Below are 12,931 nucleotides of genomic sequence, written 5' to 3' on the forward strand. Positions count from 1 at the left end.
CGGATCCTCCATTAAGATATAAAAGCGCGCTTGCCACCCAACAGTGGCAAGCGTATTACTTAGTTTTGTAGAAATTTAGTCCAAGAGCGGGTCAGAGTTCGAGACACTTTCGCTGGCATAACTTTCGAGCCATAGAGCTTAGCTAAAGTCTCATCGCTTGGATAGATTCCTGGATGTGAAGTTATTTCTGGATCAACAAATTCTTTCGATGCAGGGGTTGGATTAGCGTACCAAACAAAGTTAGAGACCTCTGCAATCACCTTAGGCCGTAATAGATAGTTAATGAAGGCGTAGGCGTTCTCTTTGTGCGGTGCATCGGCTGGAATCGCCATTAGGTCAAACCAAGCCAAGGTACCTTCTTTGGGGATCTCATATTTTACATTGATGCCGTTGTCCGCTTCTGCTGCGCGATCCGAGGCTTGCAAGATATCACCCGACCAACCGATGGCCACACAAATATCACCATTGGCTAAATCGTTGATGAATTGCGAAGAGTGGAAATAAGTCACATAAGGACGTATTGATTTCAGTAGCTTATAGGCTTCCGAATTCTCTTTGTACTCTTTAATGTCGGTCGAATTTGGATCTTTACCGAGATAATGCAAGGCTGCACCATAAATTTCGGTGGGCGCATTGAGGAAAGCCACGCCACATTGTGACAGCTTCTCCATATACTCTGGTTTAAAGACTAAGTCCCAGCTGTTCACTGGGGCGTCATCACCTAATACCTGTTTTACTTTATCGACGTTATAACCAATACCAGTGGTTCCCCAAAGGTAAGGGACGGCATAGAGGTTTCCTGGGTCAGAAGTGTCACTCAACATGCTCATAATCTTCGGATCGAGGTTGCTGTAGTTACTGAGCTTGCTTTTATCCAATTTCATAAACGCACCAGCCTGTGCTTGGCGGGCGAGAAAGTCTGAAGAGGGAACCACAATATCAAAGCCGGTTGAACCAGATAGTATTTTTGCCTCTAATACTTCGTTTGAGTCAAATACATCGTAGACTACTTTAATGCCAGTTTCGGCCTCAAAATTAGCGATGGTATCTTCGGCAATATAGTCAGACCAGTTGTACACATTCAGGACTTTATCTTCTGCGGCCTGCACGTTTATGGCGGTGGCAGCTAAAATCGAAGCAAGCGTTAGCTTCACTGTTGCTTTGTTCATCATTGTTCTCCAATTCCTTGAGGTGATTCTCGTACTGCTTCCCGGATTAACTCAATGCTCGTAGAGTGTCATCCAAACTTTGTTTCGCCAGTGTGATTAACTGATCTATTTGTGATTTTGTTATTATGAGTGGCGGCGAAATGATCATCGTTTCGCCGCAAGCACGCATGATTAAACCATTGTTTATACAAAAGTCTCTACATACTGTGCCTGCATTTAAGTGTTTAGCAAAGCGTTGCTTGGTGGTTTTGTCGGCGACTAATTCTAAGGCGCCTACTAGGCCCTTACTGCGGGCTTCTCCAACAATTGGGTGCTCAGCTAATTCCTGCCAACGTTTGGCTAGATAGGGCGCGGTTTCTTCACGTACCGTCTGAATAATGTTCTCCTGTTGCAGGATGCGAATATTTTCCAGTGCGACCGCACAGGCGGCGGGATGGCCGGAGTAGGTGAAACCATGGGCAAACTCTTGGTCAGCTTCGGTTAGTATCTGGGCAACGTCATCAGACACCATCACCGCACCTAGCGGTAGATAGCCGGAGGTAATCCCTTTCGCCATACACATCAAATCCGGTTTAATATTAAAGGTTTGACTGGCAAACCATTCACCGGTGCGACCAAAGCCACATATCACTTCGTCAACGATCAATAAGATATCGTATTGATCGCAGATCCGTTGAATCTCGGGCCAATAGCTGTCGGGAGGAATAATCACCCCCCCCGCACCTTGGATTGGTTCGGCAATAAAGGCGGCGACTTTGTCTTCACCTAGTTCGAGAATCTTTTGCTCTAACTGACGCGCTCGCTCTAGGCCAAACTGCTCTGGGTCTTGGCCTTGGCCTTCGGTAAACCAATAAGGTTGGTCGATGTGGCAAATATTCGGTAGCGGCAGACCGCCTTGCGCATGCATAAAGTTCATCCCACCAAGGCTGGCACCAGCCATGGTACTACCGTGGTAAGCATTATTACGGCTAATAATTTCTAGCTTTTCGGGTTGACCTTTACTCGCCCAGTAATGACGAACCATTCGCACTACCGTGTCGTTACACTCAGAGCCAGAGCCTGTGAAAAAAGCGTGATTTAGCCCTTCCGGGGTGAGTTCGGCCAATACCGTTGCTAATTCGACCGCTGGTTTATGAGTGGTTTGAAAAAATAGATTGTAATAAGGAAGTTGCTGCATTTGTTTGGCGGCGGCATCGACCAGTTCTTGGCGACCGTAGCCCAAATTCACACACCACAAGCCAGCCATCGCATCGAGCAGTTTATTCCCTTCACTGTCGTATACATAAATTCCGTCACCACGCTCAATCACCTTTGCGCCTTTGGCATTTAGCTCTTTAAAATTAGTAAAAGGGTGCAAGCAATGCGCGCTGTCTTGTTGCTGGATTGTCAAAGTTGCTGTGTTCATTTGGCCTCCTGTGGCTGATTGAATGAATGGCTTAGACGTTGAGTAATAAAAACTCTCGTTCCCAAGAACTAATAACTTTGAAAAATGTTTGATATTCTTTGCGTTTTACCGCGACATAACAGCCAATAAAACGCTCACCCAAAATTTCTTTCAGTTCATCACATTGTTCCAGTTCGACCAAGGCAGCTTCTAAATTCCCTGGCAGAGTGTAGCGATCTTCACTGACGTCACCGACTTCTTGCGCCGAAGGTTTGAGTTTTTTCTTCATGCCGATATAACCACAAGCCAAAGTTAAGGCCATGGCTAAATAAGGGTTGGCATCGGCCCCTGCAAAGCGGTTTTCGACTCGGCGATTACGCGCTCCGGAGAGTGGCACTCGCAAGCCCACGGTGCGGTTGTCAATTCCCCACTGCAGGTTGATCGGTGCTGAATCGCCAAACATGAGTCGGCGATAACTGTTTACGTTGGGCGCATAGAAGGCAATGCTGGCAGGGGTGAACTGTTGTAAACCTGCGATATAACTTAAAAATAAATCGCTGTTGCTACCATCGCTGTTGGCAAATAAGTTATTGCCATCCATATCTTCCAAACTTTGGTGGATATGCATCGCACTGCCAGGTTCTTCTTCCATTGGCTTCGCCATGAAGGTGGCATAGGTATCGTGTTGCAATGCGGCTTCGCGCATGGTGCGTTTAAATAAAAATACTTGGTCACAGGCCAAAACGGGTTCGCCGTGATCGAAATTGATTTCCATTTGTGCGGCACCAGACTCGTGTACCAAGGTGTCCACTTCGATCCCTTGTGCTTCGCAATAGTCATACATATCTTCGAATAAGGGGTCAAATTCGTTTACGGCATCGATGCTAAAGGATTGGCGAGCTGTTTCAGGACGGCCATTACGACCGATTGGTGGTTCGAGAGGATAATCCCAATCGAGATTCTTTTTGACTAAGAAAAATTCTAGTTCGGGCGCTACAATTGGCTTCCAACCTTCTTTTTCATAGAGGGCTAGCACTTTTTTGAGAACCGAACGAGGTGCCATATCAACTAATTCGCCGTTGCTTTTGTAGCAATCATGAATTAACTGAGCGGTTGGCTCTTTAGCCCAAGGAACAAAACGCAGGCTATCGCAGTCCGGCTCTAAGCTCATGTCTTTTTCGGTCCAATCAAACAATTCTACATCGTCGTCAGGCCAGTCCCCGGTAACCGTTTGGTAAAAGATCGACTCTGGTAGTCGCATCCCTCCTTCTTTCAGGTATTTATTTGCGGGGATAATTTTCCCTCTCGCATTCCCCGTAATATCGGGAATTAGACACTCAACCTCGGTTATCCGGTTTTCTGCAAACCACTTCCTGACCTTATCCATAATCACCTGTCATCGTCTGTTTAGTAAAACGTGGCAAAAACACTTGCTGTTGGATTTTTGCTCCGTGCTAATAAGATTTGTCATGAAATGGGATGAATGTCAACCTAGTGTTAAATAAAAACTAAATTTATCGGTTTTTATTGCCGATCCAGCAAAAAAGTTTGCATTATAATTAACACTGTGGTGTAAATTTAAAAGATATAAGGGATGCTTTTATCAGGGGACTGTTAATTATGTTGAAACACCAACCGCAAACGCAGCGAATTACGCGGGTTGAACAAGTACAAAAATTTCTTGACGCTCACCCTCGTTTAGAAAGTATCGATTTGATGCTTTCAGATATGAATGGGGTGATCCGTGGTAAGCGTATTGAACCTGCTTCATTGCTGAAGATTGCCAACGAAGGTATGTGTTTACCCGCTTCGGTTTTTGCCTTGGATATTTGTGGGGAAACGGTTGAAGAAACTGGTTTGGGGTTTATGCAGGGAGATGGTGATCGAATATGCCAGTTGTTGCCGCATAGTTTAAGTTTGGTCCCCTGGAAGGAAAGTTCAGCACAGGCCTTATTGACGATGTATGAGGTGGATGGTCGTCCATTTTTTGCAGATCCTCGTCAGCTATTAAGTAAAACCTTAGCAGGATTACATCAGCAACAATGCTATCCCTGTGTTGCTATCGAATGGGAATTCTATCTACTCGACGCGCAAGCCGATACCGAACAGCCGCTACCCCCTCTGTTACCGTTGTCTCAACAACGGATGGAGCAAACTCAAGTATACTCATTGGATGAATTAGACGAATTCGCTGCGTTTATCAAAGATATTCAAGCCTACTGTCATACCCAAAATATCCCGAGTGATAACGTCATCGCCGAATATGCTCCCGGTCAATTTGAAGTCACTTTACAGCATCAGACTGATCCTTTGCTGGCTTGTGATCAAGCGATCCTCTTAAAGCGTGCCATTAAGGCGGTGGCCAAAGAGCATGGTTATGTGGCAACCTTCATGGCAAAACCCTACGCTGAGCATTCGGGCAATGGTTGCCATGTGCATATCAGTATGTTGGACGACGCAGGGAATAACCGCTTTGCAGAAGACCAAGTTTTGCTGGAGCAGGCTTTGGCCGGGCTATTAGAAACCATGCCACAGGCGATTGCCTTGCTGGCCCCTAATGCAAACTCTTATCGTCGCTTTCAACCCGACATGTTTGTTCCATTAAAGGCGACTTGGGGCTGGGATAACCGAACCGTGGCGCTACGCATCCCCTCGGGAACCAAAGCCAATACTCGGATTGAACATCGGGTTTCTGGCGCAGATTGTAATCCGTACATTGTGGTGGCCGCATTATTTGCGGGTATTCAGCACGGCATTGAACAGCAATTGGTTTGTCCTGCGGCAGTTACCGGTGATGCGACCTATGTAGACGCCTGCGAATTACCCACGTCTTGGGAGCAGGCCTTACAAGTATTTTATCAGTCGACTCTCTGGGACTTGCTGGGAGAAGATTTTAGCCACGTTTACCACGCCAATAAACTCAATGAATGGCAACGTTTTGAGGCACAGGTGACGCCGTTGGAGCAGCAATGGTATCAGCAAATGGTATAAATTCCAGATTCAAGCTGAGGCAAGGATAGCAACGCTTTCGTAATGACATCAAAGGTGAGTAAATGAAACAGCAACATGCTAATTCGTATTATGCGGCGAGTGCAAATTTGCAACTCGATTATCCGCAATTAGCGGGTGATCATCAGGCCGATATTTGCGTTGTCGGTGCCGGTATCACCGGCGCGACTACGGCCCTAGAGTTAGCCGAGAAAGGTTATAAGGTGATCTTACTTGAGGGCGAGCGCGTCGCTTGGGGCGCCTCTGGACGCAGTGGAGGGCAGGCGATTTTTGGATGGGCCGCCGAGCAATCCACCTTGGAAAAAATGATGGGTAAAGACGATGCCAAGAAGATGTGGGATCTGTCGGTCGAATCGCTTGCCGTGACTAAACAAAACATTGTCAAGTATAACATTGATTGTGACTGGCAAGATGGGCAAAGCCATGTCGCGATTAAGCCTCGCCATGTGAAAGAGCTGAAAGCTTGGCAGGCCCAGCTCAGTGATGATTATGGTTACCAGGGCTTGCAATATTGGGAGCAGGATCAGCTTAAAGAGCAACTGGCGAGTCCGCGCTACTTGGGGGCTTTATTCGATCCTAATAGTGGTCACTTACATCCGCTCAATTATACTCTTGGTTTGGTCAAAGCTGCCGAATTAGCGGGTGTATCAGTTTACGAGGCAAGTAAAGTCACTAAGATTGAACACGGGACTAAAGTGACTTTAAGTACCGCTCAGGGGAAAGTGACTTGTTCTCATGTGGTGCTTGCCTGCAACGCTTACATGGAAGGTCTGAATAGCAAGCTGGAAAGTAGAGTGATGCCAGTGGGTACTTATATTTGTGCCACTAAACCGCTTGGCGAGGAACGCATTCGTAGCTTGATTAAAAATAATATGGCGGTGTGTGATATTAATTTCGTGCTCGACTATTATCGCTGTTCGGCTGACCACCGGATGTTATTTGGTGGCCGAGTGAGTTATTCCGGAGTGCAGCCACGAGATTTAGCGAAAACCATGAAACAACGCATGGACTGGGTATTTCCGCAGTTGGCTAATGAGCCAGTGGAATTTGCCTGGGGCGGTAATGTCGGCATTACCATCAACCGTGCACCGCACTTTGGCAAGCTTGCGCCAAATGTGTATTTTGCTCAGGGTTTCTCTGGACATGGTATTGCGGCCACTGGCTTGGCTGGCAAACTGATGGCGGAGTCGATTATGGCAACTTCGGAACGTTTTGATATCTTCGATAAGATCCCGCATATGCCTTTCCCTGGTGGTCGTTTACTGCGCACTCCTGCACTGGTCATGGCGATGACCTACTATCGCTTACGCGATTTATTATAGTGAGCGCTTGAGCGCTGCAGCTTAGCCGCTTGCAGCGCTGACTTTCTCGGCACTCGCCGCGAATTCATGGCTGACACAAAAATCAAATCTTAGTCTTCAAATACAACAACTATCGCTATAATGAGGCCAATTATTACCCATTAGGATTTGGTTATGGCAGCATTAGCAATTCATCAATTCTTCCCTCAGGCGAGTCAATTAGTTTACGGTTGTATGGGTCTTGGCGGCGGCTGGGATGCTACGCCTTATGGCCCTGAACATCTGGCGCAGGCGCATGCGGCCGTTGATGCCGCCTTAGAAATTGGCATTAACTATTTCGATCATGCCGACATTTACACGCTGGGTAAGGCCGAGCAAGTATTTGGTCAGGTTCTGGCTGAGCGTCCGCAGTTGCGCCAGCAGATTATTTTGCAAACCAAATGTGCGATCCGTTTTGCCGATGAGCAATGGTGTGGGCGTTACGATTGGTCAGTGGATTATATTAGACAGAGCGTCGAAGCATCGCTCAAGCGCCTACAAACTGAATATATCGACGTGTTGATGCTACACCGCCCCGACCCTCTAGCGGAAATGGATGAAGTGGCCGCGACTCTGCAGCAGCTTAAAGAGAGCGGTAAGGTGCAGCAGTTTGCGGTATCGAATATGAGTGGTGCACAAATCGCTTACCTGCAAGCCGCGCTAGGCTTTCCTCTGGTGGCAAATCAGCTGGAGCTCAGTTTAACGAAGTTAGATTGGCTGAATCATAGTGTGGCAGTGAATGATGAGCAGGTCAGAGGCCATAGTTTTACTGCTGGCACCATAGAATACTGCGCTATCAACAAGCTGCAAGTGCAGGCCTGGGGCAGTTTATGTCGCGGTTTATTTAGTGGCGCCGATCTTTCGCAAGCCAGCCAGGCGCAGCGCGATACGGCAGCCTTAGTGCGCCAGTATGCCGAACAATATGGTTGCTCGCCCGAGGCCATGGTTCTTGCTTGGTTAATGCGTCATCCGGCAGCGATTCAGCCTGTGATTGGCAGTACCCATGTGGGTCGGATCCGCGCTTGTGCCGATGCGACTAAGGTTCAGCTGAGTCGTGAACAATGGTATCAACTGTTTGTAACTTCGCGAGGCCAAGCTCTGCCTTAGCCGATTTGCTTGGCTGATATCATTGAAGCAAGGCTGATGAGGCTGCCTGCTTGAGCCGGACTAATAATTGGTATAAGCCATAAGCGATCGGTAGGCTCAATAGCGCCGTGGAAAGCGGCATGATTAACCAAATCCCCGTCACCCCAAAGCTTGTGGGAAGCAATAGCATGAAGGGGAGTTGGATCACCATGTTGGCTAATGAGATCAGGTTGGCGCGATTTGCTTTATTGATGGCTTGATAAACCATGGCGGAGGTGAAAATTAGGCCGTCGAGAGGCATGGCCCACAAATGTAGGCGGATCCCAGCCACGGTGGCTTGGCGTAGCGCGGGGTCATCCTGGTTGAAAATCCCGACACTCAATTCGCTAAATAGATTCATCAACAACACCGCGAGTAAACCAGAACCAATGATAATGCTAAAGCCGAGCTGCATGATTTTGAGCATGTTGTGATAGCGTTGTGCACCATAGTTGTAGGAGAGCAGCGGCTGCATGCCATTGGCAAAACCTTCAGCGATAAAGTAATAGATGACACTGAGGTAAAGCACAATGGCATAGGCACCAGTCTCGGTGACTGTGCCATAACGTAGAAATAGCCAATTATGAACTACGGTAATAAAGGCAGTATATAGCGCGGTTAAGAAACTACTGAAGCCAAGGTTGGTAATACGTACCAGTTCACGAGGCTGTAATACAAATCCGCGCCATTGGAAGTGCAGTTCACTAAGATCCGACAGAAAATAGGCGAGAGCCAATGTGATTACCAACGCCTGTGCGCCAAGCGTGGCATAGGCGGCTCCCGCGAGCCCCCAATCAAAGCAAACAATCAACAGATAATCCAACAGGATGTTCGTCAAGGCGCCAAGTATCATCAGTAAGGTAGCCAAATTTGGCGAATGATCGTTGCGTATCAAAATGGGTAAGGCTGTACTGCCTAGTACAATTAACGAGCCTTGGCCCATAATGCTAAGGTAGTGCTCGCCCATCCGTGCAATTTCTGCCTCCGCCCCTTGCAGGGTAATAGGGCTGATCCCCAGCACCGCTAATACGCTGCATATGACAGCGGCAAGCAATAGCAGCATCAGCAGGGCATGGCTGAGTAACTGTTGAGCGCGTCGTTGTTCGCCTTGACCGCAGGCGATCGATATTAAACTCCCTGCTCCTACGCCCACCATTAAGCCAAATCCACTAACCACAAAAATGAGCGGCCAAACGAGATTAATAGCGGCTAAACCAGAGGCCCCCAGTACCTGACCAATAAACATGCCGTCTACGATTAGATAAATCCCGTTGACGACCATGGCGACGACCGAGGGGATCGAGTAGCGCCAGAACTGCTGGTGGATATTGGACTGAAGCATCAGTTGTTATACCGTGTAATCGTGACCGCCGGTGTGGACTTGGTGGTGTCCTCTTGGATGTTTATGCGACGTTCAAAGGTTTTAAAAGCGTACTCATTATCGGTGTTCAATTTGCGCAGGTATATGCTATTGCTTTTTAAGCTGATTTAGCTTGATTCTGCAACTAATTGTTGCTCCAGTTGCTGCGAATAAGCGTTGGCTTTTAAACCGTAAATAATTTGTAGGTTATTTTGATCGAGGATTACCACGCCGATGGCGCCTTGCATCTTTAATTTGTTTGAGTCCACTAAGCTCATATCTTTGATGCATAGGCGCAAGCGGGTGGTGCAAGCCATGGTCGAGATGATGTTGTTTAAGCCTCCAACGGCTTGAACTATTAATGCAAGTTCTTCATCCAGATTGGGATTGATACTGGTGAGGGTGGAAAGTAATGAACGTATTTTTTGCAACCGTGTTTTCATTCGCTAATCACTCGCTCCGAATTGATGCCTACCCATACAGCAGTTGGTGTGAAAGAAAGTGATCGTATCTTAGCCTATTTGATCATCAGGTCATATGTCTCGAGCTATAAAATCAAAGCTTATTCTCTGTCGTTTAGTGAGCATTTCTGCGGTGGTTACTGGTACGCATCGTCAGGTTTTTTAAAGGATTGGCTAAAAACTCTTCGATTGGCAGTTTTTTTATAAAATGTCTGGACAGAGGGCAGCGAACACCCTAACATACGCCTCCGCCAGCATTGAGCACCCGTAGCTCAGCTGGATAGAGCGTCGCCCTCCGGAGGCGAAGGTCACAGGTTCGACTCCTGTCGGGTGCGCCATTTCGAAGGAAGATGCTCTGGTACTCAGTGGTGGGTATAGCTCAGTTGGTAGAGCCCCGGATTGTGATTCCGGTTGTCGTGGGTTCAAACCCCATTACTCACCCCATTATTTAGGTGTAGCGAATTTCGTTGCGACCGAAACAGGCAAAGTTAAGCCTTGGGATAATTTTCTGAAATTAGCTAAAATAAATGATAGAAAAAGCGCAGCTTGGTAGCGCATCATCGCGAAGCTCATTAAGAGTGGGACCAGAGCTTTGGTTTCTGGTTAAATATCAAGCACAAAATTATCGGTGATTAGCGCAGCTTGGTAGCGCATCTGGTTTGGGACCAGAGGGTCGGGAGTTCGAATCTCTCATCACCGACCACCTTCATAAAAGCCCCGTCAGCAATGACGGGGCTTTTTTGCTAATTACGACAATGTATTCGCATACGGAGGCGAAATCCCTGAACTGTTAACTGAAAGCATGCGAGCTCGATGCTCATCTTATACCAATCTAACTCATTATCTGGTCATTCTTGCTCGCCTAAATCACCGCTAACTGATTGATGTATATTGTAATTAGATCCACTGGTTACTGCACTTTGCACTTCTTGCCTGATTATCGGCAGATTTATTCTGCGCAATAAGCTGCACATATAATTAATCAGATTGGTATTGCTCATTAGAATAGAGAATTATGTAGTTTGTTCCATTATCTATAAATATTTATGGCATCATTAGGTGACAAAAAAGTTATTAAGGTGCTTTGATAAGGCGATATGGCTCACAAAATGATGGCTAAATGATTGATGTTTTTAGAACTATGCTAGCTTTGTTGGTCAAATCCACTATCGTGTCATGATTAGGCGCCTCGGCTCTATTTGCTTCTACAAATAGCGCATCGTAAGTTTCGGGCTGCGTTCACGATTCATTTATTTTAAAAATCATTGAGGAGTTGTATATGTCTTCTAGTCAGAATTCTTTGGGGAAAACGTTTACCCTTAAGAATGCTCAAGGCAGTGTGGCTATCATACTGACATGGGGGGCAACCCTTGCCAGTTTAAAAATCAGGCTCAGTAGCGGTGAGTTAAGGGAGGTGGTGTTAGGTTGTGACAGCCTACAAAATTATCAGCAGCAAGGCGCTTATTTAGGCGCAACTGTGGGGCGCTATGCAAATCGAATTAAGCTGGCAAAAATCAATCATCAGGGGCAATCATATGCGTTAACGGCGAATCAAGGGCCGCATCAGTTACATGGGGCCAACGATTTGAGTCATCGTGATTGGCAGGGTGAGCAGTTGGCTGACAATAAGGCTCGTTTTAGTATTTTCTCGGCCGATGGAGAACAAGGCTACCCGGGTAACATGACCGCACAAGTGACCTACACCCTTGACGAAGAAAATCAGTTGCAACTAGATTACAGCGCTGAAGTCGACCAAGCCTGCCCTGTAAACCTTACTGATCATAGCTATTTTAATCTTAACGCTGAGCAAAGTAATATTTTGCAACATCATTTATTTATTGCCGCTGATTACTATCTTCCAGTGGATGCCGAAGGTATTCCTGTCGATGGCTTAAAAGAGGTGGCTGGTAGTGGTTTTGATTTTCGGCAAGCAAAGTCGATTGCCGCCGACTTGAATAAAGATCCAGATCAGCTGCTGGTTGGCGGCTATGACCATAGCTATTTATTGCAGTCTTCGGTGCTAAAAGAGGGAGGGGCTGTGGCTCGTTTAATTGCTGATGATGGCTCTTTGGCTTTGGAAGTCTATACTAATAAACCAGCAATCCAGTTATATACAGGAAATTTTTTAAGCGGTAACCCGGCACGTGATGGCAAGAGTTATGTTGCACATAGCGGGGTAGCTTTGGAAACTCAGTTTCTTCCTGATTCGCCTAACCGTTCCGATTGGCCGCATCAAAGCTGTTGGTTAAATGCAGGCGAAAAATATGCTTACCAAACTTGTTATCGACTATATCAACCCAGCTGAATAGCTGTGTGTTGAATAAAAATAAACAGGATGTCGATATACTAGAACATGGTGTATGCTGCTGATTGGTTCATTAGCTTAAAGGTGTTTCAACATGAAGAAGTGGTGGGTAATGTGTATCGGTATATTCGCGCTGAGTTTTCCAGCGATGGCGGATGATTACCAAGCAACTATTCAGGATTTTAAAAAATCCGATAGAACAACTTCATTTTTTAACAATGCCTATGGCTATGCGGTATTTCCAACCATTGGCAAGGGAGGCATTGGCATTGGTGGTGCTTATGGTGAAGGAAAAGTCTATCGCGGTGGTCAAACAACAGGCACCGTAAAAATGGGCCAAGTTACCATTGGATTTCAGCTCGGTGGTCAAGCGTTTAGCCAAATTGTGTTTTTGCAAGACAAGCGGGCGTACGACGAATTTACCAGCGGTAGTTTTGAGTTTGGCGCGCAAGCCAGTGCCGTCGCGCTAACCCTTGGCGCATCGGCGCAAGCAGGTACTTCTGGTACTGGCGCAGCAGCAGGTAGTGAACAAGCCAAGGCCAATTATGTGAGTGGCTATGCGGTGTTTACCTTGGCAAAAGGTGGCTTAATGTATGAAGCGGCTATCGGCGGACAGAAGTTTAGTTTTACGGCAAACTAAGCGCAGCTTATTTATTTGAACTAGCGGGCCCAAGGGCCCGTTTTTTATGGGTGTTGTCGGACGTTTTTGCTCAAATTTGAGTGACTTTTCGGCTTTCAGTGCTCAGAGCACGAAACCAAAACGATTATTCTCATGATG

General features: G+C 46.8%; 10 protein-coding genes and 3 tRNA genes. 8 read left to right on the top strand and 5 right to left on the bottom strand.

The features are described from left to right. Positions 1 to 59 precede the first annotated feature (59 nt). From ACRRS1_RS01545 to ACRRS1_RS01555, 3 genes are read right to left on the bottom strand one after another with little or no spacing between them, the layout of a single operon-like run. Complete coding sequence (locus ACRRS1_RS01545) at positions 60 to 1,172, bottom strand: extracellular solute-binding protein (protein WP_432460686.1); 1,113 nt, start codon at positions 1,170 to 1,172, stop codon at positions 60 to 62. Between the two features lie 43 nt (positions 1,173 to 1,215). After that, positions 1,216 to 2,574, bottom strand: coding sequence for an aspartate aminotransferase family protein (locus tag ACRRS1_RS01550; protein ID WP_432464246.1), 1,359 nt, complete (start codon positions 2,572 to 2,574; stop codon positions 1,216 to 1,218). Between the two features lie 31 nt (positions 2,575 to 2,605). Further along, positions 2,606 to 3,940 carry a glutamine synthetase family protein gene (locus ACRRS1_RS01555; RefSeq protein WP_432460688.1) on the bottom strand — a complete coding sequence of 445 codons (1,335 nt, stop codon included), beginning with the start codon at positions 3,938 to 3,940 and terminating at the stop codon, positions 2,606 to 2,608. Between the two features lie 233 nt (positions 3,941 to 4,173). Between ACRRS1_RS01555 and ACRRS1_RS01560 the strand changes: the two genes are divergently transcribed. From ACRRS1_RS01560 to ACRRS1_RS01570, 3 genes are all read left to right on the top strand, one after another. Continuing rightward, on the top strand, positions 4,174 to 5,544 hold the full coding sequence (locus tag ACRRS1_RS01560; protein WP_432464247.1) for a glutamine synthetase family protein: 1,371 nt from the start codon (positions 4,174 to 4,176) through the stop codon (positions 5,542 to 5,544). Positions 5,545 to 5,606: 62 nt separating this feature from the next. Beyond that, positions 5,607 to 6,884 carry an NAD(P)/FAD-dependent oxidoreductase gene (locus ACRRS1_RS01565; RefSeq protein WP_432468539.1) on the top strand — a complete coding sequence of 426 codons (1,278 nt, stop codon included), beginning with the start codon at positions 5,607 to 5,609 and terminating at the stop codon, positions 6,882 to 6,884. Positions 6,885 to 7,037: 153 nt separating this feature from the next. Further along, a complete protein-coding gene (locus tag ACRRS1_RS01570; RefSeq protein WP_432468538.1) occupies positions 7,038 to 8,009 on the top strand; it encodes an aldo/keto reductase in 972 nt (323 codons plus the stop codon). Between the two features lie 19 nt (positions 8,010 to 8,028). On the opposite strand, the gene ACRRS1_RS01575 is transcribed toward ACRRS1_RS01570, so the two are convergent. Beyond that, positions 8,029 to 9,369: an MATE family efflux transporter gene (locus ACRRS1_RS01575; protein ID WP_432468537.1), complete on the bottom strand. Its 1,341-nt coding sequence runs from the start codon at positions 9,367 to 9,369 to the stop codon at positions 8,029 to 8,031. 146 nt (positions 9,370 to 9,515) lie between these two features. Continuing rightward, entirely contained in the window at positions 9,516 to 9,830 is a 315-nt protein-coding gene (locus tag ACRRS1_RS01580; RefSeq protein ID WP_432460693.1) for a glucose PTS transporter subunit EIIB, read from the bottom strand. 279 nt (positions 9,831 to 10,109) lie between these two features. Here ACRRS1_RS01580 and ACRRS1_RS01585 point away from each other — a divergent pair. The 5 genes from ACRRS1_RS01585 to ACRRS1_RS01605 all read left to right on the top strand — a co-directional run bounded on the left by ACRRS1_RS01585 (position 10,110) and on the right by ACRRS1_RS01605 (position 12,793). Then, positions 10,110 to 10,186 (top strand) — tRNA-Arg (locus tag ACRRS1_RS01585). Between the two features lie 30 nt (positions 10,187 to 10,216). After that, a tRNA-His gene (locus ACRRS1_RS01590) sits at positions 10,217 to 10,292 on the top strand. Between the two features lie 182 nt (positions 10,293 to 10,474). After that, positions 10,475 to 10,551: transfer RNA gene (locus tag ACRRS1_RS01595), tRNA-Pro, on the top strand. A gap of 576 nt (positions 10,552 to 11,127) precedes the next feature. Then, positions 11,128 to 12,153 (top strand): galactose-1-epimerase, encoded by a 1,026-nt coding sequence (gene galM / locus ACRRS1_RS01600; protein WP_432460694.1) that lies wholly within the window; start codon positions 11,128 to 11,130, stop codon positions 12,151 to 12,153. A gap of 94 nt (positions 12,154 to 12,247) precedes the next feature. Continuing rightward, entirely contained in the window at positions 12,248 to 12,793 is a 546-nt protein-coding gene (locus ACRRS1_RS01605; RefSeq protein ID WP_432460695.1) for a YSC84-related protein, read from the top strand. Positions 12,794 to 12,931: the final 138 nt, after the last annotated feature.

The sequence above is a fragment of the Agarivorans sp. Z349TD_8 genome (assembly GCF_050870825.2).
GTDB lineage: Bacteria > Pseudomonadota > Gammaproteobacteria > Enterobacterales > Celerinatantimonadaceae > Agarivorans.